Genomic DNA, 22693 nt, shown 5'->3' with positions numbered 1-22693 from the left:
CTAAGGACTGGACACGGAGCAAAGAAGACTGAAGATAAGAAAAAGTTCAAGTTCAAGTTCAAGCCTAAGCTGCTATGCGATTACAGGATCGCTTGAACAAGAGTTTTACTATTTCTCATGCGGATCGCGCCCATACTTCACCCACTGCATGCAGAGTCCATGGGCAGGAGCAGTTTGAATAATCTGGCGACGCGGTGCACCGTCAAGCATTGCCTGTAAATCACCTTCGTCTAAGTCGCCCTTGCCGACTGCAAGCAAAGCGCCAGCAATGGTCCGCACCATATGCTTCAAGAAACCTTTTCCTTCGACTTCGTAAACTAGCTCCTCAGCGCTCAAGCGGAAACATTCGCTACGAAGAATTGTGCGTTCTGTTGTTTGCGATGAACAATCAAGCGCACGAAAAGACCTAAAGTCATGCTTGCCCGTAAACAATCTTGCCGCGTGACACATTTTAGCAATCTTGAGCTGATTTCTCACTAACCAAGCACGATTTTCGTAAAACCCAGTTGAGCCATTACGTAGCAAATAAGTGTAACGATAGGCTTTAATATGCGGAGCAAAGCGGGCATCAAAATCATCTGCTACCTGCTCAAGGCTTTTGATTGCAATTTCTCTGGGCGTAATCGCATCAAGCGATCGTTCAAATTGCAGCAAATCTTGCGACAAGAAATCGGGCCAGGTAAAGCTTGCAACCTGGGCCAGCGCATGAACCCCGGAATCTGTCCGTCCGCTGCCTTGGACATTGATTTTTTGCTCAAAAATCTCGCCGCGTTTTTTCGCTAAAGCCTTAGCAATCACAAGTAGAGCACTTTCTAGCTCACCTTGTACGGTGCGCTCCCCAGGCTGAAATTGCCAGCCAGAGAACTTCGAACCATCGTATTCCAGCACAATTTTACACTTCATAACTAAAATCTAAGACCTCCCTAGAACACATATTCTATACTTTCTTGAAGCACAAAATCCCTCCAAAACATCACATATACAGATAACTGGTACTGATTCCTCAAGAAAATTCCAGATCGTGCCGAAACTAAGGGTTAGAGGAAGGTTTTAATAAGCATATGGCTAGAGAACAACAAAAATTACACACCAATTCACAGATCGATGCTGGGCTATTCCCATCACTTGAGCAACTAATTGTTCTTTATAGCCTAGGTGCAATTTTTGCTCTTGGAAATTGCTTTATGCCTAAGCTCGATCCGATGCAGATTACAGTTTGCTTAAGTATTAGCTGGATGCTTTTTCTAGGCGCACTCGGGATGGGCTTTTTGCTAGACGCACCTGAAGAAGAGGAATTCTAATCCCGTCAGACCTAGCTTTAAAGTTAAATTACAAATATTTAAGAGCGCTTTCTGCGATTTGCACGGCATTCAGTGCCGCACCTTTACGTAAATTATCAGCAACAACCCAAAAATGCACGCCAAGTGGATTCGACGGGTCTTTACGCACACGGCCTACGTAGACGGCATCCGCTCCCGCAACATCACGCGGCATTGGATATTGACTCTCGTCAAGAACAATTCCTTGGGCCTTACGCAGCATTTCGATAATCTCTGCCAGCGGCACGTCTTTCTTTAACTCAACGTAAACAGACTCCGAGTGCGTATGAAATACAGGCACGCGTACTGCTGTCGCCGCAACGGCTAATGTTTGATCTTCGAGGATTTTTTTTGTTTCAAACATGATTTTATCTTCTTCTTCCGAGTAGCCTGTTTGATCGAAAGATCCAATTTGCGGAATGCAATTAAATGCGATTGGCGCAGGGAAAATTTCCGGGGCGCCCATTTCTTGCATAGAAAAAAGGCTTCTGGATTGTTCGCTTAATTCGCGAATGCCCTTTTGGCCTGCACCAGACACGGATTGATAGCTCGAAACGATGACGCGATTAAGACCATAGGCTTGCTTGAGCGGATTTAGTGCAACAACCAATTGAATCGTTGAACAATTTGGATTAGCAACAAGTAGTCCTTTTGCGCCTTTACGCTTAGCGCAAAGCTCATGCAACGTCTTTTCATTAACTTCAGGCACAGTGAGTGGAATTTCTGGCATGCGCCGAAAAGCGCTGGAGTTATCAATCACCAAGGCGCCACGTTCACACGCTTTTGGAGCAACCTCTTTACTGACCGTACTGCCTGCGGCTAAGAGCACAATCTCGATGCCATCGAAAGTATCATAGCCGATTGTTTGCACCGGGATATCTTTGCCTTTAAATTCGACGCCCTCTCCGAGTGACTTTGGACTTGCTAATAATCGTAATTCTGCGACAGGGAAATCGCGTTCTTGTAAAATCGAAACCATTTCTCGGCCGACTGCGCCAGTGGCACCGACGACTGCGACTTTATATTCTTTACGTTCCATGACGAGCTCTGACTGATCCATGATCTAAACCGAATACCTATTCTAGAGATGTATTAACGAATATTATCAATTAATTGCAAGTTTAAATGTAATAAACGTTGAATAGCGCAGCATAACTAGTGAGAATAAGTCCAAGGAAGGCCTGTTCTTTCTAATTTTCATCGGGGGAAGATTCTATTTGTCGCTTTGCTAAGCTGACTAAAGCTTTGCGGGGCGACGGTGAAACTTTTACGGTTTTTTCAAGAGTTAATCTCAGCTAGCCCGATCCAATCCAGGGAGATTTTTGGCAAGCATTCCTGCTTGTAATTACCTGCTTGTCAAAAATCCCCCTGATTCAGGGACGAGGTAACCATGGAAAATAGAGAACGTGAAATTGAAGCCATGTGCTCGGCGTATCATATTCTGATGCGTTGGCTTAGGCTTCAAGAGCCAGAAAACACTGGCGATCCCATCTGGGAAGTAGATCATCAACGCCTTAAAGGCGAGTTGGGGTATCTGACTGGTCGAAATGGGGAAGAGGCAAGAATTGCTATTTACCCTGCATTTGATCAAGGCACAACACCGACACTTGTGATCGAGCTTTTTCACGATGGGCGATCGAGGGTGCTGCTCAACGAACACCGGCTTGATGCTGAATATTCCGAAGAGAACAGTGCTCCACTACTTGCTCTTGCCAAACTCGCTCAGGATCCGAATGATATTCGCGCTCGAGTCACGCTACCTTGGCTAGACATCCGGCGCGGAGAAATGCTGGATCTCGATTGGGCTCAATTCGAGCGCTATTTCGAAGCAGCCGAGTTAGCAAAAATCCCAGCTTTCATGCAAGGATATGGCACATGACCCACTGCGGGGTGACGGTTTTTGATACAGGTTAGCGCCTTTCACCGTCACCCCCCTTATTCTCGCCCCCTTTACCTCCACACTTCAATTGTCACGCGTGAACCTTTCAAGGACTAACCTTAGCTCCCTACAGTCTGGTTTTAAAGCAACCAGCAGTGTGAGTTCGCACTAGCTGTTTTAATGAGCGTTATTGAGTATTTCTGTTTTCGATCAAGCGCAGAGTGGAGCTTGGTGGAAGTTTTTCGAGGGCCTACGCAGGCCAGCCTCAGTTCGTTCAGCTAATCACGAAGGTTGGCTTGGCCGAGTACGACCGAGAAAAATTTTCAGCAAGAGCACTCGGAGCGGCCAGCAGGAATTATCTCGAGATCCATTCGATTATAGTTTACTACTACACTTCGTTGTGATCATCTCTTGACTTAATAAAATAGCAACTTGAATCTTCTTAGTTTTTAACTCTGCTTTGCCTAGCCCCGTATGTTTGTGCTTAACTCTCAAACATTTATCGCAGCACATCTTTTGGAATTTCAATGAGCATTTTGCATAAGTTATACGTCATTACTGTGATCTTTATTTTAACAACTGCAGGAGTAACGTTTGCAGCCGATCAGTCCTTGCCACCTGCAAAAGCCAGGAAAGAGCCCAAGCAAACTTTCACAGAATCAAGCCCATTTACTCTCGACCAAATTTATCGAGCAACACTTGCACAAAGTGAATCCTTAAAAATTGACGAGGCCGGCATTCGTTTCGCTGAAGCGCGCTACCAAGAAGCAGTCGCTGCAATCTACCCCAAAATACATTTTATCCTCACTGAGCGCTTACGTAACGATAGCTCAACAAATTCCTCAGGCAATTCTGATTTTGGCCAAGGGTCAAATTCTGGATTTTCAGGCACGCGCAAAGACCGTTTACAAGGTGCGTTAAACATCACTCAACCACTCTTTTCCGGCTTTAGAGATTTTTATCTTGCCGATGCAGCACAGGCCGAAATCGAATCACGTAAACTGCTGACAATGCGTGCTAAAGAATTACTTTTCGAGGAAGTTGCCAAGCTCTACTACCAAATAGTCCTTTATCAAAAAGATCTAGTCGAGCTCGATCTAACCCAAGCAGTACTCGAAAAACGCATCCAGGAAATCGAAGAATTTGTTAAGCTTGGCAAAGAACGAGAAGGTGCCAAGTATTCGGCCCAAGCAGATATTGCCGACAATCAGACCACAAAAAGCCAAATTAAAGGCCTGCTGCAGGCTTCTAAGGAAATGCTCGTCTATCTCTCGGGAATTCGTCTTGAGGATCTCAAGCTGGAAGCTAATATTCCAAATCTAAGACCCGAGCCACTGAATAACTATCTTGAACTTGGGATCAATCGTCTCGACATTCTCGCTGCCAGTCAAAATCAAGCCGCGCTTGCCCATCAACTCAAGGCAACCGAACGTGAAAAATGGCCCAGCTTATCACTGCAAGGTAATTACTATCCAATTGAATCCCCCGACACGGACAGATCCGCAGATTTAATGCTGCAACTCGATGTCCCGGTATTTGAATCGGGCCGGATTGACGCGCGGATTGCGCAGAAGCAAGCAACTCTGCGCAGCGAGCAGTTAAGAAGCGAAGAGCTTAAGCGTAAAGCTGAAAGTGAGATTCGCATTGCCTACGCAAACTACGAGGCGCTATTTCAAGAACACCTGCGTTTAAATGAACTAGTAGATGCAATTGAGAAAGACTATACGGCACAGAAGGCCGACTACAGCCTTGGAGTTGTTACAAACCTAGAAGTGCTGCAATCAATCCGTGAACTGCAAAACGCCAAACGAAGACTACTGCGCGTTAGAATCGACGAACAAATTAGTAAAATTAAACTTCAAGTTGCTGCCGGGGATGTTATTCCAGGAAGCGGTGGAAGCAACTCTACAATTCAGTAATTTAAGTGTTTATCGCGTTTCCCATAACTATTTAGGATATTCAGCAAACACAACAACCGAGCTATGAAAAACATTTATGACCCTCTCTGACCTTTCCATTAAGCGCCCTGTTTTTGCCTGGATGCTCATGGCTGCACTGATCGTCTTTGGTTGGATTTCTTTCCAACGACTGGGCATCAGCCAAATGCCGGACGTCGACTTTCCTGTGCTCAACGTCAACGTCTCCTGGAGTGGAGCTGCTCCGGAGATCATGGAAACTGAAATTGTTGACCGCATTGAGCAAGCTGTGATTTCTGTTCAGGGGCTGCGTGACATGAGTTCAAGCATTCGCCAAGGGCAGGCAAACATTACGCTTGAATTTGAGCTCGACCGCGATATCGACTCTTCGCTTCAGGAAGTTCAAGCTAGTATTAGCCGCATTCGTCTGCCGCTTGAAGTTGACCCACCGACAATTTCTAAGAATAACCCCGACGACCAGCCTATTATCTATCTTGGAGTATCGTCTAAGACGCGCTCGCTTCGAGAAATTATCACCTTCGTGGACCTCTCACTCAAAGATCAATTCCAAATCATCCCCGGGGTCGGAGAAATCACCTTAAGTGGATTTACCGAGAGGAATCTCCGCATCTGGGTTGATAACCAAAAATTAAAGCAATATGAGCTTACGATCTTAGACGTTCAGCGAGCCATTCGGAGTGGGCATATCGAGTCAGCTGCAGGAATTATTGAGAATGACAAACAAGAATTAAATCTGCGCATGATGGGAGAAGGCACAAACCCTGAAGAGATTGGCGCAATGCTGATCACCGAGCGCGGGGGCCGACCAATTTTCGGCACCAGCATTCGCTTGCAGGACATTGCTCAGATTGAAGACGGCTTAAGTGATATTCGTAGGGTCTCTCGTGTAAATGGCATTCCTGGAATCGGTCTCGGCATTAAAAAACAACGGGGCTCAAATGCAGTTGAAATTGGGCAACTTGTCTCCAAAAAAGTTGAGGATCTCAGGGTCACGCTACCGCCCGACATCGAATTGGGAATCAATTTTGATAGCACTAGATTTATTCGTGAATCAATTGAAGAAACTGAATTTACGCTTGTGCTCTCCGCACTAGCAACCGCAGTTGTGTGTTGGCTCTTTCTTGGGTCTTGGGTTTCAACATTTAACATCCTACTTTCAATCCCTACTTCGATTATTGGATCATTCACAGTGCTCTACTTCATGGGCTTTACTTTAAACTTCTTTACGATCCTCGGGCTAGCGCTAGCGATTGGCATCGTCGTTGATGATGCAATTATGGTCTTAGAGAATATTTACCGTCATCGAGACATGGGCAAAGACAAACTTAACGCAGCGCGTGACGGAGCCCGGGAAATTACCTTTGCTGCAGTAGCAGCTTCGATCGCGGTAGTTGCAATTTTCTTACCAGTCGCTTTCATGAAAGGTATTATCGGTAAGTTCTTCTTCCAGTTTGGCATTACAATTTCAACAGCTGTTTTACTTTCGCTACTTGAAGCAATCACCTTAACCCCGATGCGCTGCTCACAGTTCATGGAAAATCCAAACAAAGCTGGCATTTTTGTGAGAATTATTAATGCAAGTTTCAGCTTCACTGCCAGAATCTATCGATCGATTCTCGGATTTTGTTTAAACTGGCGTTGGTTAGTTCTCTGCCTTGCCATTGGGATTTTCATTGCCTCTTTATCGCTAGCAAAATCACTGCGTAAGGAGTTTATCCCTGCACAAGATCAAAGCATGTTCTTGATGCGCCTCCAAACGCCACTTGGGTCTTCACTTGAATATACCAGCACTGTCCTGACCGAAGTCGAAGCGTATTTAAAAACTCGCCCAGAAGTGCGGCGCTATTTTCTAGCTGTTGGTGGCTTTGGTGGAGGCGAAGTGAATACAGGCATGGTTTTTGTCTCACTTAAAGAGCGTAAAGACCGCGCCTTCGATCAGCAAACTCTCATGTCACAGTTTCGCGCTGACTTAGGCAAAATTCAAAACCTTAAAGTCGTGCTGCAAGACCTAAGCATGCGTGGGTTCACGGCACAACGGGGCTTTCCTGTTGAATTTAATATTCGCGGTGATGACTGGAATAAACTTAAGGAAACTAGCGACAAAATTGTCGAGCGTTTAGGTAAAACCGGACTCGTTGCTGATTTAGATACGGATTATCGCCTAGGCATGCCCGAAGTCCGTGTTTGGCCACTCAGAGATAAAGCCGCTGAGTATGGAGTTGATGTTGAGAATTTAGCAAATACCATTAGTGCTGCGATTGGCGGAATCCGTGAGGGTAAATTTACCAATGGTGGAAGGCGCTACGATGTGCGTATCCGTCTCAAGGGCGACGAACGCGTTAGCGCAGACGATCTACTGAACCTGACTGTGCGTAATAACCATGGCGAATTAGTTACGCTCAATAAAGTTGTTAAAATTGAAACTGTGCCTACCTTACAGACGATTACGCGGAAAAATCGGCAGCGCTCAATTTCAATTTTTGCCAATATCGCGCCTGGTGCTTCGCAGGCAAAAATCCTTGAAGAAATTGACAAGTTTGGCGATGAACTTTTACCAAAAGGCTACAAACTATACCTGAGCGGCAGTGCGCAGACTTTTGTTGAATCCTTTAAAAGTCTGAATTTTGTGCTCATCCTGGGCATTGTTATCGCCTATATGGTCTTAGCCTCGCAGTTTAATAGTTTTATTCACCCCTTTACAGTTTTGTTAGCGCTTCCCTTTAGCGTTACAGGTGCTCTTGGCGCGCTTTATTTAGGAGATCTCTCGATTAACCTCTATAGCATGATCGGCATGATCTTACTGATGGGAATCGTCAAGAAAAACTCGATTTTACTTGTAGAATTTGCCAATCACAAACGTGACGTTGAGGGTTTAAGTGTGCGTGAAGCGCTACTTGAGGCTGGGTCGACACGACTGCGTCCGATTCTGATGACTTCTTTTACCTGTATTGCAGCGGCAATTCCACCGGCATTAGCACTTGGCCCCGGAGCAGAAAGTCGAATTCCGATGTCAGTGGCAATTCTCGGAGGTATGCTTGTTTCCACCTTCTTTACGCTGTTAGTTGTTCCTTGCGCTTATAGCTTGCTGAGTTGGCTTGAGCGTAGCGACAAGGCTGCAAAACTTTAAGTGTTTAATTTTATTTTAGCGTAATCGACCCGCAGTTGGAGCTCGTGATGCGGTATTTACGATTTCTGGAAACCTTGAATTTGAAGCTCTTGCTAGTACTAATAGTTTTTCGCCATACTTTCTTCCAAATCTGGGACGATTTACGTTGCAGAGTAATGCGTGATTTCGCAGCAGAATTTTCAAAACGAAGAGAATAATACGATTTCTTCTTTGAAATTTTCATTTTGCAAGTTGCAGGTGGTAGAGGTGGAAGCGGAGCATCAGGAATAACAGAAGTTATTTTTATAATCACTAGATCGTCTGGTACATCCAGCGTGATTGTGCGTTGGGCAGTGAGCACTTGTAATGGCTGATCTGACAACGCTGGTCGATATACGGAGAGATTATAGTCTTCCGCTAAGTTAATCGTAGTAGTTTGGAGTCGATCAAGACCATCAACTGTTTCAAGATTTGGGTCATTCCATAGTGCGAGCAAATAATCCCCGCTTGATTTTAAAAATAGTTGACTATGAACAGTGCCGCTACTTTCACTAACTGCGATTGTCAGCGGCGTCAATTGACTAGCTGAGGTCGTGTCCTTAAGTAATTCCATGGTGCGCTTGAATGTGTGAAACGCAGGCTTAGGATTTCCTGTAGAATCTAAAATTCCAAAACTTGCCTCTTTACTACTTAACGCTGAGGGCCGATCGAGAAGTTCAAAAATAAAGGCATGTTCAACTTGGGCAGACTGAAAATAATCGAAAGCAGAAACAATCATCTTCTTCGACTGGGTTTCAGCAGTCGAAACATCTAGATCGAATTCGTTCAACGGCTGAGTATAATAGCCAAACTCGGTTACGATCAGTTTTTGTTGAACGCCGCCACTTTCAAAAAAACTTGAGCGCATTGGCACTTCATTCGGAATTGCTCCCCAACGATGAGTTTTCTTCCAAGTATATAAATTGCCTGAGCCATAATCAGTATATTGCGCAAGCGGCTTTAATAAATCCCATAAGTTAGCTTCCGTTCCAGATTGAGTATGAAATGGATATTGCGGCAAATTGACAAGTGTTGGGGCAACAATTTTTAAAGTGTTAAGGTTTTGATCACTTTTCACTAGAGAATGCAGATTTTGCGTATAACTTAACAGCCGCTCTTCCCAACCTGCGTAGCAAAAATTTACCCGTTGGTACCAGTCCAAGCCCTCAGGAATTTCTTGGTTGGTATTCTCACAGTGGCGCAAGAAACTAGCTACATGATCGGTTTCATTAGGACCAATCAGACCAAGAATTGAATCTACTGGTTCTAAATTATAAATATACCTTGTGCAACCGTTTTTTAGACAGTTTATTTTCTCAACTTCCTCCGCTACATCAGCCAGACTCATGCTCGCGCGCTCAGGTAGCGTGCTTAAGTAAAACGATATGCCTAAATCTTCTAATGCATTTAGTTTCTGAGAATGGCGATAGAGCGTATAATTTCCCCAGGCTGTTGCATCCCGAACGTTTTTAATACCCAGCTCGCGCATGCGTGGTAGCACAATTTCATCGAAAATCGACGATTCCTCAGCGAATCCGTAATCGTTATTGGTAAGGATTAAATTAATTCCGAGAAATTTTTCGAAATCCTTTGCCTGTCTTGGAACAACAGGTATCAGTTCCTGCTCAGCCTGCGCAGCAAGCGCATTGAAAAATGTTGCATAGACAAAAATGCACAGCGCAAAGCCACGATAGAAATTAAAGAGCATTAGAACGATCAAGTTAAAACCTACTTAAAAACAGCACTCGGAGGTCCTTGAGGAAAACAAGTTCCTCAATTATTTCCCATATCTATATATCGTCAGATTGATCGATGCTGTTTCCAATAAATTTCAACGAATACTCATTCTGGATCAGTAGATTGAGTCAAACTGGTCTAAATCTGTGCGTTTTAGCGCGCAATTAATTGCGTGATGCCGCTTTATGTTCCTTGAGAATCGACATGATTCTATCCATGCCGCGGAGTTTGCGCCACTTTAAAGCTTTTTCTTCTGCACTTGCATTTAGAAGTGCGGCGGTGCTGCTACGTAGTGATTCAAGCTTATGTTCTAGTTCAAGATGTTCGTGGTAGAGGCGTCTTAGAGTGTAATTGGAGTTAGTAAGGTTAAGTAGAAGTTCTCGATCAGTATTTTCCATCAGGTCTCCTCCAGCTAGAAATGATACAGGTATAATATTATCGACCTTGGCTTTGACGAAAGTCAAATTGAAGTCTTCAAAAATTTGTTATGAAGGAAAGTTGTCGACCTGATGCATCTGCTTCACGCCGGAATGAAAAAAGTCTTTGGTCGCAAATTGTGCAGACATTTGTGTTGTAAATATTTGTTGCTTTAATTCCAAATGCTTGCGCTTCTGCGATTAAGAAATTCGAAACGCTCAGATAGCTTTGATTTACTGTGTCGACACGAATTTTTTGACTGTGCAGATCAAAGCCAAGTGCATGTGCCGATAGAGAAAATTCCTGAAAAACTTCTTCTCCGACTTCATAGCAGCAAGCTTGAGCGCCGGGTCCGAGAGCGATTTCAATTGTAGCTGGAAGAATATTCTGTTGTTTAAAGATCTTAAGAGTTTTTGTGAGAATTTGTTGTGCTGCAGACCGCCATCCGCAGTGGAGTGCGGCTCTGTATTTGCGAGATTGATCAATGAGTAGCACTGGGATGCAGTCAGCGGTTTTAATACCCATGAGAATTTGCTTAGTTGGGCTAGGGTGAAGGCCGTACCAGCCGTCCCCTTCCGGCATTGCCCCTGGCTCAGAATTTCCAGCCGAATTTTCAGGTACGGGGTTACTTTCGCAGCAAAACACTAGGCTTGAGTGAATTTGCTTAAGTAGCTGAAGATTCTTAAATTCCTGTGGGTAGTCTAACACCTCCCACTCCCATCTAGGTCGACTTAAATCATAGCTTTTATCCAAAAAACCATGGTGAATGCCTTCAGCTAACCACGGCTCTACTATCCACCCGCCCGCAGAAAATATCTTAGAATACCTTAGTTGATTCATGTAGAAATTCCAATAAATCTCGCGGGCTTGCGGCAATGTAGTCTGGTGCTTCAAGTCTTAGCACTTCAGCGGCTTGATATCCCCATGCTGCACCAATAGTTCTTACCCCGGCAGTTTTACCTTCTCGAATATCGCTACGTGAATCACCAATCATATACGTTTCGTTGGCAGCAATTTGAAAAATTTGCAATGCCTGTCTAATGCGTTCAGCTTTTGAAGTGTAAGACTCTCCACCTAAAGCTTCAGTAATAAAATTATTTAACTTTTCACGTCTTAAAAATTCCCAGATCGACTCACTCTCACTTGCTGAAACGATAACCAAAGTGTTTTTTTGAGAAAGCTCCTGCAGGACTTCGCGCACGCCATAAAAACACCCTGCTTGATGATCGGTCTCTTTTTGTAGGTCATAAATGACTCGCGTAAATTCTTCGATTTTTTCTCGCTCAATTCCAATCAACTGCCCTACGGCTTGAAATGTCATGCTGGATAAAGTCGCAAGATCTTCACGCCTGACTGCGCGGCCTTGCTTGAGACGGCGCTGCGACTCATTGATTAAGTCCAGATTATCTCGCAGCGAATCTACAATCACGCCATCAAAATCAAAACAGAGTAACACTTCTAGCTTATGCCTTCGCGAAAAAGATTAACCAAAAATTCCATGTCTGCGGGCAAATGTATCTTCCAAGCGCACTTTTCACCACTGCGCGGATGAATCAATTCCAGTGCAGCCGCATGTAAAGCCTGCCGACCAAAGGCCTTAACAGCATCCTTAATCGGCTTAGGTGCTCTCATCCCCGAGAGACTTCCATAAGTCTGGTCCCCAACTATCGGAGCTCCGACATGCTTTAAGTGTACACGAATTTGATGTGTTCTCCCTGATAGAATTTTAACCTCCAAGAGATAGCCGTGCTTAAGTTCCTCCTCAACCTTCCAGAGTGACACTGCCGACTTTCCGCCTTGTCTTGCAACCGCCATTTTCACGCGATTCTTTTGATCGCGTCCAATTGGCGCATCGATTTCAGGTCCTGTTCTTGGTAAAGTCTCCACCAAGGCATAGTACGTTCGAGAAATTGATCGACTGGAAAACTGCTTGATTAAATTTTGATAACTAGTTTGATTGAGGGCAACGACCATCAAACCTGAAGTATCTTTATCGAGTCTGTGAACAATACCCGGCCGCAGATCGCTGCCAACACGCTTAATGCTCTCACCGAAATGAGAAATTAATGCGTTCACAAGTGTACTCGACTTAACACCAGCGCCAGTATGCACTACTAATCCAGCTTGCTTATTAATCACAGCCAGATCCTCGTCAGCATAGATGACTTCTAGCGGGATATTGGGATCGGGAGCCAAAGCATCAAGGCTTTTAACTTCAACGCTAATTTGCACACGTTCCTGACCTTCAATCAGTAAGCCTGGCTTATCCTGGATTTTTCCCCGCAAAGTGACACAACCTGTCTCAATCAAGCGGGCCACTTGTGAACGCGAGGAAAGCTCCTTAGGTCTTTCAGACTCTGGCAGTAATTGCGCAGCATGCGTAATCAATTTATCGAGTCGATCCCCCTCACGCCCTGCGTGCAATAAAAATTCATGTTTAACGCGATGGGTCATATCACAAGAAAGTTGAGTGTTTAACTAAATTCCAAAATATTTTCGCGCCTGGGCGATGTCGTTTGTGATTTGCGTACGCAGCGCTTCTGCTGAATCAAATTTCTGCTCATCACGTAAGCGTTGATGAAAAATCACTTCCACTTGAGAACCATAAAGCTCAGGAATCTGCGCACTTAAAATATGAGTTTCCAGTAAGCGCGGCGAGCCAGAACCAAAGGTGGGCCTGACCCCAAGGTTACTGACCGCAGGATAGCGATGATCTTTAATTAAAGCTTCAGTGATGTAAACACCTTCACGAGGCAAATACCTCAGCCGTGGGCGAATATTTAAAGTCTGAATTCCGAGTTTGCGTCCACGGGCATCCCCATGAGAAACAACGCCGCGCATCACAAAACGACGTCCTAACAACTCCGGCAAAGCTTCGACTGCGCCGCGATCAAGTGCCGCTTTAACTTGGCTCGTGCTTACACGTGTTCCTGCGTGCATTACCGGTTCAATGATTTGAACCTCAATTCCGTGGGGCTTTAATAACTCACGTAGCAGTGCGGCATTGCCCGACCGTGCTTTTCCAAACTGCCAGTCATGCCCGACGACTACAAGCTTAAGATTCGGTAGCGGCAATAAGCAATGCTCGACAAATTCTTGTGGGCTCTGATTCGCAAAATCATCGGTAAAACGCTGCAACCACATTCCAGCAATTTTCCAACTCTTAAGTAGTTGTCCCTTTTCTGGAAGAGAAAGGATTGGGTTTAATCGACCCAAATCTACACTCAAATTTTTATGCTGCTTCTCAAAGAATACTCGCGGGTGCGGGTAAAAACTAAGCACAATTGGAATCGCGTTTTGGTCCTGTAATGCACTAGACTCAACCAGGCTAGTCGCTAGACGTTGATGCCCAAGATGCAATCCATCGAAGTTCCCGATCGCAACGCCTAATGGCAAAGAACCAATGTAAGATTTTAACGCGCTAATCGAACGCGCCACAAAAAACTGCTGCATATTGCGTTGTAGGCTTTCTTAACGTTTCTTCGAGACTTGTTTGGGAGCTAATTTTCCTAGCTCTCTCAGGCGCACTGCAGCTTTTTCACCATATTCAGAAGAAGCATAATCTTCTGTAAGGCGTTCAAAAGTTGCAATCCCTTCATCTTTAAGTCCACTTTTAATAAATGAATCGCCGAGATAATATAATGCTACAGCTGCGCGATCTTCTGCGGGAAAGCGCTTATAAGCATCGCCGTAGGCGAGGATCGCACCGTCAAAATTATTTCTCAGATCGCGAGAAACCCCAACCCAAAATAAGGCATTATCCGTGAAAGCCGTATCAGGGTTTGCAGTTGCAAAGCCAGACATGATTTCCTCTGCAGCTGGGAAATTCCCATTACGTACCGCCATCAAACCTTGTTTGAACTGATCGGCCGCTGGGCCTGTGATTTTAGAAATGGCTTCTTCATCCTGAACTAATAGTTCGCCCGGAACGCCAGCTGGTGGTGGCACACGCGAACCAAATTCTGCAAGTCGAGATTCTAATTCTTTGGTCTTACCAGTTGCCGCGTATTCAACTTCTTCGAGTTTACCGCGAATGACTCGCAGCTCGGCATTGAGTTGATCGATTGCAGCGCCCTGCTTAGCCTGCACAGAGCGAATATCCCCTAACGCTTCGTCAAGAGATGGCTTTTGATTACTGGAACAGCCGGTAGATCCCATTAAGTAAACGACCAAACAGAGCGGAACAAATACATCCTGCACTGCGATCTTCACTTAATAAAATCTCCGGCTGTTAGTTATTCAGTAAATTAAATAGTTACCAGTGTAATTACTTAATTGCTTACTTTTACGGCTTACTACTTTACAGCGCCATGAACGCGGCGGTTTTTCGCCCACGCCATTTCGTCGTGCCCCTTATCAAGAGCAACTTCTTCACCGTAGCTAATTGTTGACATACGCTTTTTGTCGACACCTGACTTTGCGTAGTAGTCATAAACTGAACGTGCACGGCGTTCACCAAGAGCCATGTTGTACTCGTTAGTTCCGCGCTCGTCGCAATGTCCTTGTAATTCGACTTTGCTTGAAGCGTTGTCTTTTAACCACTGAGTATTTTTAGCAAGAGTGCTTTGAGCCTTAGCATCTAGTGCAGAAGAATCAAAAGCAAAGTTAACATCGGCAAGTGGTCCACCAGCTAAATCGCCAGGAAGCACACCTGTCTCGCTACCATCCATAACGCCCATTCCGTCACGGCCACCTTTTGAGCAGCAAGAAGCAAGAAGAAGCGCTGTTGTAATTAATGCAAATGAACGCAGACGTCCCATTTTTTCCTCCAAATAAAATCCTGTTCAACACAAAATAAAACGCCCTAAATGCTCTCTAAGTCGAACCATCCAGATACGCATCATTAGAACGTGATTAGGCGCTTACTTAGCATAAATGCCTGACTATGCAACGGATTTTAAGAAGTTTTAATTAGAGAAAGTTTATTAGCTAAACTGTTTTTCTAGTGTAGAGTATTTTTTTTCCTCACTAGCTTGAATACACTCAAATTTCTATTTTCGATAAAAATAGAATGTTTTTATTTACGATTTTATTAGTGCGGCAAATATCCACTGCTCATATCTCGCGCAAATCTTTAGCGTAGACATGCACTTCTCCTGATAAGGGGAAGGCAAAGGATAAGGGCAAGTACTAAGTTCAAGCCTAAGCTAAAGATTACAAAAAAGCGCTTCCGTCTAGTCGTCTACTACTCCACTCGTGGTGACCACGCAGGCTGACTATCTTCAGAGCGTCCACTTGAAATTGGGAAAGCCGCTGCACCGTTGGTATTTTGGATAACAATACGTTTTGCCCCACGACCAAGATCGGAACTAAAAATAAGATAGCGTCCATCTGGCGACCAAGACACGTCTTCATTTCTGCCGCCAAATGTTAGCTGCACAGCTTGTCCGCCTTGAGCATCAATCATAAAAATTTGTGGACCGCCTTGTAAGCATACAAAGGCAATCTTATCACCCTTGGGCGACCAAGCTGGGGAAGTGCAATAGGTGCTACCAGTATAACTAATTCTTGTCGCCTCTCCACCACTTGCTGACATGATATAAATCTGAGGCCCACCACCACGATTTGAACAAAATGCAATCCGCGAACCATCTGGTGACCATGACGGTGAAACATCAATCTGCCCACCACGAGTTAAATATTGAGTCACTGACCCACGTAAATCCATCAAGGCAAGATTAGTATCGCCCTCGGCAGAAATTGCTACAGCAATTTTCGATCCATCAGGCGAATACTTAGGAGAAATTTCTAAGCCCGCACGATTCGTAACTTGTCGCGGAGCTCCTCCTTCGGGAGGCAACCAATAGAGCTCCGGAGTACGCGAGCGATATGAGGTATAAATCACCTTATCACCACTCGGTGACCAGGATGGAGAAGCGACAATGCCAACATCTTCAGTCATTTGACGAACATTTTGCCCATCCGAATCCATGATAAATAATTCTTTAAAGCGGCCCACTTTCGAGACAAAAGCAACCTGCGATCCAAAAATTCCAGGCTCGCCTGTAAAAAATTTGACGATTTCATTGGCAAAGCGATGCGCAATTTTCGAACTGTCGCGCAGATCTCCGCTATACATTTTTCCAACAACAGCTTGCTTGCGCTGCACATCAAAAAGATAAAGCTTAGCTTGAAGTTGCCCGCCTGATACGGAGATATCGCCTTTGACTAAGCCTTCTGCTCCAATCACACTCCAATCTGTAAAGGCAATTGATTCTGGGGTCGTGCACTTCCCTGGCGCCTCGACATAAGTTTTGGGGTCAATCACTTGAAAGAGTCCTGAAATCTTCAAATCACGGATGATTGTTTCTGGAATATTTCTTGCCGCATCAGACCCACCGCCCGCATCGCACATCACCGGCAATGCCACAGGGAAGCCGTTGGCCGGACCTGAAATACGAATGTCAGTCTGCGCAAAAGCGAATTGAAGATTGATTAAAAAAATATTTATTAAAGTAAGAATCCGATAAATCACAGCGCCCTCCAAAAGCTGAGGCGCATCCTAGCATGATCAGTGGATTGTTAGGCAAGTCTGATTATCCAGACTTGCCTAATCGATTAAGTCATACGCGAATTAACTTAGGGAGAATCTTCTTCGCCTTCTGCGGAGACTTCTTCCTCACCTTCTTCAACAGTAACCGCTCCATCAGAAACATAAGTTGGATCAGGATAGTCCGGGTCAACCGCCAAGCTTGCAGTTGCCGTTTCAGGTCGCTCTGTTAAGGCTTCGTTATCCATTACAGATGTACTGTGACAAGTGCAGCGTTCAGTGTTTTCGCCTGTTATCATGGCGGTCATGCCCTTGCCATCAGGACACGTACTATTGCAATCGATTTCTTCTGACTCAACTGCAACTTCTCCTCCACCGTCGTCATCAGCCCGAGTATTGATGCTGTATGTTAACATTCCACAAAGTATAATTGCTTTTGTGATTTTTCTCATAAATTACTCCCTATTATTGTTCAAAATCTCTGATAAATAACTCTTCCCTTAAGTAAATAAACTGCAAAGAAAGCGGTGGTAAATTTGCCGGATCATTAAAGCTCGTATCGTAAGTAATATTTCGAGTTGGTGCTGAATACCAGGGGCTTCCGTACTGATAGGCACCTGGAAAATGCGATGGCGGATTGCTGATTGATACAACCGATCCAGTTAAGTTAAAAGTTTTTCCGTTCCAGTTTTCTTCAAAGTTCAAAGTATTTAGTCCCATCGAACCACCTTGACCGGCAACACCGTTGACGCCACCAGTAATACCCGAACCAGTTACCATCGCGGCATTAATCGACGTTGTCGCCGAGACGTTACGAGTTGAGTATGTTGTATTTGTATCAGCCCATTGATTTGAATGGATTAACACGGTATCCCCCAAGATCGCAGCCGGTTTTTTATTTGTTATGTTAAAATTTCCCATAACCCAGATGGGCTGATCGGTGACAACAGTTAAGCCCTTAATCGTTGGCGCACCCGAAGAAGTTGACTTTAACTCAGTAGCGTTACGAACTCTGACGCCGTAGCGATTTTGGCTAGTAGAATTTGGTCCAATCACTGTAGCATGAATTACAATTCCACCGTCAGTAGTGTCTGCTAAGGTTTTTGGCCAACCAAACCAGTTCTGCGTTTTTAAGCAATTGAACAAAGCTTGAACGTCAATATCCAAGACGCGCATATTAGCGCCACTAGTTGTGTTAATCCAATAATTTTTCCAGGTACTCATACCCACAGCACGTCCACTGATTGAACCTGGACATAAAGCTGAGTTGTTTAATGTCGTTGTTGCTGTTGCGTCCTTTTGACTCGAAGTAGTAGCTGTTCGAGAAATTACAACAACTCCTGTAGTCGATTGCGTAGTATCGGCATTTTCTGAAGTGTTAAGCATTAAAGCTAAACGTAAGTCAGCACGATCCCAAAAAACTTTTCCTGGCCCAGCCCCCATACTTGAAATTGGTGGTAAGCTTACACGCGTAAAATTTTCCACGACATTACTATTAAACACACTCAGAGCTGTAGTCGGGACTGCAAATCTGGAGTTACTACTACCGCAGGTTCCACCCAAGCGACTATAGGTAGTTGGATTGAGCACTCGAACAGAGTTATTTGTGCAAGACCCAGAAGCCGAACCCGATTTTAAACCACGCCAAACATCTCCCGCAGCAGTCAATTGACCAGTCATGCTCAAATAGTCTGTTCCACCAGCATTTAAATATAAGTCGTAATTTGTATGAACTCGACCAGTTACAGTCATCGCCGCAGCTGGACTTAATTCGTAATCTTTATCGAGGAAGTAGGCGAATTGATACAAGGGCACATTACGACTTCTAAATTTTAATTCTACTATTGATTCCAGTTTGCCCGATGTCGAATTCTTCGATTCAGCATGGACTGTATAGGCATACTCGAATGCAGTTAAGCCGGAAAATTTTTCCCCAGAAGGTATTGTTGTAGTGTATGGGTTGGATGAATCAGGAATAATGTAACTCGTAACCAGATGCGACCCAAAGTTATGCGTTTTGCAAATGTAGTCGCCTGAGCCATTATTATTATTTACGCATGGAGTCGCTCCGTTGGAGGTGCTTGGAGTCGTGCCTGATGGTTGATTATAACCAATAAATTTCTGCCTCACTTCTTCTGCACGCAAATTGAGAGCTCCTTCTGCTGCGTAAAAACTTTCGGTGTTACTCCTGCCATACTTAGTAGTCCAGATTTCTACCCTAGTAGTGCTATAGTAGAGAGCAGAAAATGCAACTAATACTGTAATCATCAACAGGGCATAAAGCATTACATATCCCCTTTGTGGAGCAAATTTCATATGTCTCAACTCCTAGTGTGCTAAAATATTACGTGGGTATACCCGGATCGTTTCACTTTTTGTGTAAGTCTTCTTCATTCCACTTTCCGATGCTGTCAGTGTCATGTCAATATACTTGATTTGATTCCACTCTGTCGTTCTCGGAAAACTTGTAACTTGAGTATTATCAGTCTTGCCAATACTAACCTGAAAATCAGTTATTCCAAACATCACGCCTAAGGCATTTGTAGAATCATCATTCTTAATCATCTGTAGTAAATCTGACGCACGATTGAACTTCAATTCTTCCACTAAATAAATTGAAGTCGAAGTAGTACTATATGTGTTTGCCCATACTCCTGAAGTGCGTGTTAAATAATATTCAGTGCCGGTATCCGTTTCTCCGTTATAGGTAAAAAATTCTCCAACTTTTGAACTGATATCGTAAATAAAGGCTTTAACTGGTTTTGAACTATTAGCAAGGCGGTACGTTTTCAAAGCGTTATAGTTTGTTGTTACATTCGTGCGCACACAGCCGCTTGGAGCGCCAGAAGTAGTTGAGCTTATGTAGATTCGATCTGCAGCTCCGCTACCTAAAGTCTTGCACAGAAATGGTATAGCACTAAGCATGCCCTTGCGAATAATTAATGTATCAGAATTGCCAGAGGTTCCATTAGTTACTTCAATTGCAGGAAAAGTGGTTGGTAAAAATTCACCGCTCTGCGCAGTATTCATTCCAATTATATTGGTAGCACTTCGCAAATTCTGATTCACTCGAGTTCTCACAACATCACGATAATATGTCTGAGTATATGAAATAGCTGTCTGCATCACCCCCAAAGTAAAAACAGAAGAGATGGTTACCGCAACCATTAATTCGGTAACAGTAAAACCATGCTGGATAAAACTTGCACGCCTCATACGATCCCTTTAAAGCAACTCATTTCAAAGCTGTATAAACAGTCTCCATACTAGCTCTAGCCTTACTTTTATAACTAACTGTAACTTTTATATGTCTAGAGTTGGTGGTGCAGTAACTGGAGTTATTACAATACGCCGTCACAACAGAATACGATCGTGTCCCAGCAGTCATTGAAGACGTTTGACTTCCACTAGAAGGCAAAGTTGTCGGATCAACCTCACGTAATTCTTCAAGTTTGCGTTGAGCTACTTGCAATGCCTCGGTGCGCCATTCAGCTTCAGTATTGTATCTTAGATACTGCACCGCACTCTGCATGATTGGAACAATCACAAAACCGAAGAGCGATAATGCAATCATCGTCTCAATCAATGTAAAACCGCTTGAATTTCTCATACTTTTCTAGCGGCTCCGCCGAGCACAATTTGGACAGTTTTTGACCTTCCATAAACGTCATTTACATTTAGACTGAGTGCTGTATCTGAAAATCCTCTGGAATCAAAACACACACTCCAAGTTGTACTCGCCAACGAGGTACCGCTAATAAGCTTTATTCCCAGAGAATTATCAGTTGTTTTCGTAGTACTCGAACAAGTATTTGAATATTTAACAACAATTTGCGTCGCTGATGAGGGTTGAATTGTATATGCCAGTGTATCCTGCAAGGCTTTTGCGCGAATTCGGCGAGTTAATTCTACGATCTGGTTTGCAGAATTAGATGCAGACTTGCTCTGCCGTAAAAAATCAGGCACTGCGATTGAACTCAATACAAGTATACAAACTAAAACAGCGACGATCTCGACCAAAGAAACACCGCGCTCAGCCTTCAGCCGGCTTCGCATTGCAACAATGTTATGAAAAAACTCTATAATCACCGTAGAACCATGCTGAAAAATAGCTATATTGCACACTCTTACTCACTATTAATGTCGTCATAGATTATTAATAACTTCAGCTTGTATTCACTTGAAATCATCGGGGATTATCGTAAAGATCCCTAAGTATAAGGATGATTTTTAAAGAAAAAGACAGATCTAAACAGTTTCGGCGTATCAAATAGTGGATCAAAGCAAAGAGCCAAGCAGGATCAGCAAGGAAATATTATAAAAACAAGAAAAACTTCCTACTGATCTTGGGAATCAAAGAGCACAGCCTGAGTTTTAAAGATCTCAATCAAGGCAGCAGGAGGTGGCGGCACTGGAGATGATTTTTGCACGGCACGCATTGCAGAATCATCAAAGTCTGATCGTCCAGAACTATTCAGCAAACGAAAAGAGGAAATCTCGCCCGTGGGTTCAATGCGCACTTCAATTCGCGCTTGTAGATGCGGGCCCCCGGGCATCCAATGCCAACCTTTCTTAATATGATTCATTAAGGCATTACGATAAGCCACAAATTCAAGGCTCCCAAGCTTTCCGCCACCGCCACCTGTGCCGCCCAAACGTGCTGCGCCTGGACCTTCGCCACCGACATCAGCAGATTCACCCTTGTAATTTGCTTTCTTCCCGGCAAGTGCGTCTTCAAGTAATTTTTCGCGGCGTTTTTTCTCCTGCTCTGCCTCTTCCTTTTCTCGTTTTTTTACATCTTCAAGTAATTTCTTAGCAGCTTCGTCCTTCTTCTCTTTCTCAAGCTTTTTCTTTTCTTCTTCGAGCTTCTTTTTTTCTTCTAATTCTTTTTTCTTTTTTTCCTCAGCAAGTTTTTTTTGCTCAGCTTCCTTCTTTTTCTGCTCCTCAAGGAGTTTTGCCGGGTCCTCAACAATTGAAGGAGCCTCAAGCTTTTTTTCTTTTTGCGGCGGTTCAGTCGCCTTAGTTTCAGATTCCGTATTTAATGCTGCAGGTAGGTTTTTATCTTTCTCGGCGCCAAGCTCGGGGACTTTAGCCACCCCACCCAAACGTTGTCCGCCCTCAAGCGTAACAGTAAAAACTTCCGCAGTTAAATTCTTTGCCTCAGAACGTTCTAGAATAAAGACTGCGATCCCAATACCCAAAGCATGGCCCAAGCATGAGATCATAAAACCTAAAAGATAACTACCAAATTTGGGCTTAGATCTGACGAACATATTTACAATATCAGTAGTATTAGACTGCTAGTTCTCACTTTGGTTCCGTAACCAAGCCAACTTTTTCAATCCCAGCATTTTTAATTTGTGCCATTACAGCCATGACTCGACCATAGTCGACGCGCTTATCTGCGCGGATAAACACGCGCTTGTCACTACGGCGCTCTAAAATTCCTTGCAGGCGACTTCCCAGACTAGCAATATCAACAGTGTTATCTTTCCCAATCGAAACCTGACCAGTTTCTTGGATGTTAACAACTAACTGCTCTTCATCGCCTTCTAATGGCGAAATTGTCTCCTGTGGCAATTGCAATTCAGCGCCCTGTTGCAAAATCGGCGCAGCAACCATGAAAATAATCAAAAGTACTAACATCACGTCAACCAATGGCGTGACGTTAATTTGCGCAATTACGCCGGCTTGGTCGTCAGTCGTATCAAATCCCATAAATCAATGCCATTTTCATTTTCTTGTTCTTCGGCTTGAACTTATACTTCC

Annotated in this window: 21 protein-coding genes; 4 read left to right on the top strand and 17 right to left on the bottom strand. The window is 44.1% G+C overall.

What is annotated here, in order from left to right; translation table 11 throughout:
• Window positions 1-108: 108 nt before the first annotated feature.
• Window positions 109-903, bottom strand: coding sequence for a tRNA pseudouridine(38-40) synthase TruA (truA, locus tag JNK13_02655; protein ID MBL7661631.1), 795 nt, complete (start codon window positions 901-903; stop codon window positions 109-111).
• Between the two features lie 158 nt (window positions 904-1061).
• On the opposite strand from truA, the gene JNK13_02650 reads away from it, so the two are divergent.
• Window positions 1062-1301, top strand: coding sequence for a hypothetical protein (locus JNK13_02650; GenBank protein MBL7661630.1), 240 nt, complete (start codon window positions 1062-1064; stop codon window positions 1299-1301).
• A gap of 28 nt (window positions 1302-1329) precedes the next feature.
• Here JNK13_02650 and JNK13_02645 read toward each other — a convergent pair whose 3' ends face one another.
• Window positions 1330-2358 (bottom strand): aspartate-semialdehyde dehydrogenase, encoded by a 1029-nt coding sequence (locus JNK13_02645; protein MBL7661629.1) that lies wholly within the window; start codon window positions 2356-2358, stop codon window positions 1330-1332.
• A gap of 351 nt (window positions 2359-2709) precedes the next feature.
• Here JNK13_02645 and JNK13_02640 point away from each other — a divergent pair, with 351 nt between their 5' ends.
• The 3 genes from JNK13_02640 to JNK13_02630 all read left to right on the top strand — a co-directional run bounded on the left by JNK13_02640 (window position 2710) and on the right by JNK13_02630 (window position 8262).
• Window positions 2710-3198 (top strand): hypothetical protein, encoded by a 489-nt coding sequence (locus JNK13_02640; protein ID MBL7661628.1) that lies wholly within the window; start codon window positions 2710-2712, stop codon window positions 3196-3198.
• Between the two features lie 527 nt (window positions 3199-3725).
• Window positions 3726-5117, top strand: coding sequence for a TolC family protein (locus tag JNK13_02635; GenBank protein MBL7661627.1), 1392 nt, complete (start codon window positions 3726-3728; stop codon window positions 5115-5117).
• Between the two features lie 76 nt (window positions 5118-5193).
• The gene (locus JNK13_02630) at window positions 5194-8262 is read left to right on the top strand and encodes an efflux RND transporter permease subunit (GenBank protein MBL7661626.1); all 3069 of its coding nucleotides are present in this window, start codon (window positions 5194-5196) and stop codon (window positions 8260-8262) included.
• A gap of 10 nt (window positions 8263-8272) precedes the next feature.
• On the opposite strand, the gene JNK13_02625 is transcribed toward JNK13_02630, so the two are convergent.
• The 15 genes from JNK13_02625 to tolR form a co-directional block, all read right to left on the bottom strand.
• Window positions 8273-10000, bottom strand: coding sequence for a hypothetical protein (locus JNK13_02625; GenBank protein ID MBL7661625.1), 1728 nt, complete (start codon window positions 9998-10000; stop codon window positions 8273-8275).
• A 181-nt stretch (window positions 10001-10181) separates the two neighbouring features.
• A complete protein-coding gene (locus tag JNK13_02620) occupies window positions 10182-10415 on the bottom strand; it encodes a hypothetical protein (GenBank protein MBL7661624.1) in 234 nt (77 codons plus the stop codon).
• A 76-nt stretch (window positions 10416-10491) separates the two neighbouring features.
• Window positions 10492-11274 (bottom strand): polyphenol oxidase family protein, encoded by a 783-nt coding sequence (locus JNK13_02615; protein ID MBL7661623.1) that lies wholly within the window; start codon window positions 11272-11274, stop codon window positions 10492-10494.
• Window positions 11252-11890 (bottom strand): HAD family hydrolase, encoded by a 639-nt coding sequence (locus JNK13_02610; protein MBL7661622.1) that lies wholly within the window; start codon window positions 11888-11890, stop codon window positions 11252-11254. The genes JNK13_02615 and JNK13_02610 overlap by 23 nt, the downstream gene beginning before the upstream one ends.
• A gap of 2 nt (window positions 11891-11892) precedes the next feature.
• Complete coding sequence (locus JNK13_02605; protein MBL7661621.1) at window positions 11893-12888, bottom strand: RluA family pseudouridine synthase; 996 nt, start codon at window positions 12886-12888, stop codon at window positions 11893-11895.
• 24 nt (window positions 12889-12912) lie between these two features.
• On the bottom strand, window positions 12913-13887 hold the full coding sequence (ribF, locus tag JNK13_02600; GenBank protein MBL7661620.1) for a riboflavin biosynthesis protein RibF: 975 nt from the start codon (window positions 13885-13887) through the stop codon (window positions 12913-12915).
• Window positions 13888-13905: 18 nt separating this feature from the next.
• Window positions 13906-14646: a tetratricopeptide repeat protein gene (locus tag JNK13_02595; GenBank protein ID MBL7661619.1), complete on the bottom strand. Its 741-nt coding sequence runs from the start codon at window positions 14644-14646 to the stop codon at window positions 13906-13908.
• Between the two features lie 83 nt (window positions 14647-14729).
• A complete protein-coding gene (gene pal, locus JNK13_02590; protein ID MBL7661618.1) occupies window positions 14730-15194 on the bottom strand; it encodes a peptidoglycan-associated lipoprotein Pal in 465 nt (154 codons plus the stop codon).
• A 425-nt stretch (window positions 15195-15619) separates the two neighbouring features.
• Window positions 15620-16909 (bottom strand): Tol-Pal system beta propeller repeat protein TolB, encoded by a 1290-nt coding sequence (tolB, locus tag JNK13_02585; protein MBL7661617.1) that lies wholly within the window; start codon window positions 16907-16909, stop codon window positions 15620-15622.
• Between the two features lie 104 nt (window positions 16910-17013).
• A complete protein-coding gene (locus tag JNK13_02580) occupies window positions 17014-17376 on the bottom strand; it encodes a hypothetical protein (protein MBL7661616.1) in 363 nt (120 codons plus the stop codon).
• A gap of 13 nt (window positions 17377-17389) precedes the next feature.
• Window positions 17390-19240: a hypothetical protein gene (locus JNK13_02575; protein MBL7661615.1), complete on the bottom strand. Its 1851-nt coding sequence runs from the start codon at window positions 19238-19240 to the stop codon at window positions 17390-17392.
• 12 nt (window positions 19241-19252) lie between these two features.
• Window positions 19253-20140 carry a prepilin-type N-terminal cleavage/methylation domain-containing protein gene (locus JNK13_02570; protein ID MBL7661614.1) on the bottom strand — a complete coding sequence of 296 codons (888 nt, stop codon included), beginning with the start codon at window positions 20138-20140 and terminating at the stop codon, window positions 19253-19255.
• Window positions 20141-20159: 19 nt separating this feature from the next.
• On the bottom strand, window positions 20160-20534 hold the full coding sequence (locus JNK13_02565) for a type II secretion system protein (GenBank protein MBL7661613.1): 375 nt from the start codon (window positions 20532-20534) through the stop codon (window positions 20160-20162).
• A gap of 727 nt (window positions 20535-21261) precedes the next feature.
• A complete protein-coding gene (gene tolA, locus JNK13_02560) occupies window positions 21262-22149 on the bottom strand; it encodes a cell envelope integrity protein TolA (protein ID MBL7661612.1) in 888 nt (295 codons plus the stop codon).
• An 82-nt stretch (window positions 22150-22231) separates the two neighbouring features.
• Window positions 22232-22642: a protein TolR gene (tolR, locus tag JNK13_02555; GenBank protein ID MBL7661611.1), complete on the bottom strand. Its 411-nt coding sequence runs from the start codon at window positions 22640-22642 to the stop codon at window positions 22232-22234.
• Between the last annotated feature and the right edge of the window lie 51 nt (window positions 22643-22693).

Source organism: bacterium, from assembly GCA_016786595.1.
Taxonomy (GTDB): domain Bacteria; phylum Bdellovibrionota_C; class UBA2361; order SZUA-149; family JAEUWB01; genus JAEUWB01.
The sequence above is the reverse complement of the archived record's forward strand: the minus strand, read 5'-3'. Positions and strand labels throughout refer to the sequence as shown.

Excerpts from the sequence above, each read along its gene's own strand:
- truA (MBL7661631.1), bottom strand. The coding sequence starts at position 903 with ATGAAGTGTAAAATTGTGCTGGAATACGATGGTTCGAAGTTCTCTGGC.
- JNK13_02650 (MBL7661630.1), top strand. The coding sequence starts at position 1,062 with ATGGCTAGAGAACAACAAAAATTACACACCAATTCACAGATCGATGCT.
- JNK13_02645 (MBL7661629.1), bottom strand. The coding sequence starts at position 2,358 with ATGGAACGTAAAGAATATAAAGTCGCAGTCGTCGGTGCCACTGGCGCA.
- JNK13_02640 (MBL7661628.1), top strand. The coding sequence starts at position 2,710 with ATGGAAAATAGAGAACGTGAAATTGAAGCCATGTGCTCGGCGTATCAT.
- JNK13_02635 (MBL7661627.1), top strand. The coding sequence starts at position 3,726 with ATGAGCATTTTGCATAAGTTATACGTCATTACTGTGATCTTTATTTTA.
- JNK13_02630 (MBL7661626.1), top strand. The coding sequence starts at position 5,194 with ATGACCCTCTCTGACCTTTCCATTAAGCGCCCTGTTTTTGCCTGGATG.
- JNK13_02620 (MBL7661624.1), bottom strand. The coding sequence starts at position 10,415 with ATGGAAAATACTGATCGAGAACTTCTACTTAACCTTACTAACTCCAAT.
- JNK13_02615 (MBL7661623.1), bottom strand. The coding sequence starts at position 11,274 with ATGAATCAACTAAGGTATTCTAAGATATTTTCTGCGGGCGGGTGGATA.
- JNK13_02605 (MBL7661621.1), bottom strand. The coding sequence starts at position 12,888 with ATGACCCATCGCGTTAAACATGAATTTTTATTGCACGCAGGGCGTGAG.
- ribF (MBL7661620.1), bottom strand. The coding sequence starts at position 13,887 with ATGCAGCAGTTTTTTGTGGCGCGTTCGATTAGCGCGTTAAAATCTTAC.
- pal (MBL7661618.1), bottom strand. The coding sequence starts at position 15,194 with ATGGGACGTCTGCGTTCATTTGCATTAATTACAACAGCGCTTCTTCTT.
- JNK13_02580 (MBL7661616.1), bottom strand. The coding sequence starts at position 17,376 with ATGAGAAAAATCACAAAAGCAATTATACTTTGTGGAATGTTAACATAC.
- JNK13_02575 (MBL7661615.1), bottom strand. The coding sequence starts at position 19,240 with ATGAAATTTGCTCCACAAAGGGGATATGTAATGCTTTATGCCCTGTTG.
- JNK13_02570 (MBL7661614.1), bottom strand. The coding sequence starts at position 20,140 with ATGAGGCGTGCAAGTTTTATCCAGCATGGTTTTACTGTTACCGAATTA.
- JNK13_02565 (MBL7661613.1), bottom strand. The coding sequence starts at position 20,534 with ATGAGAAATTCAAGCGGTTTTACATTGATTGAGACGATGATTGCATTA.
- tolA (MBL7661612.1), bottom strand. The coding sequence starts at position 22,149 with ATGATCTCATGCTTGGGCCATGCTTTGGGTATTGGGATCGCAGTCTTT.
- tolR (MBL7661611.1), bottom strand. The coding sequence starts at position 22,642 with ATGGGATTTGATACGACTGACGACCAAGCCGGCGTAATTGCGCAAATT.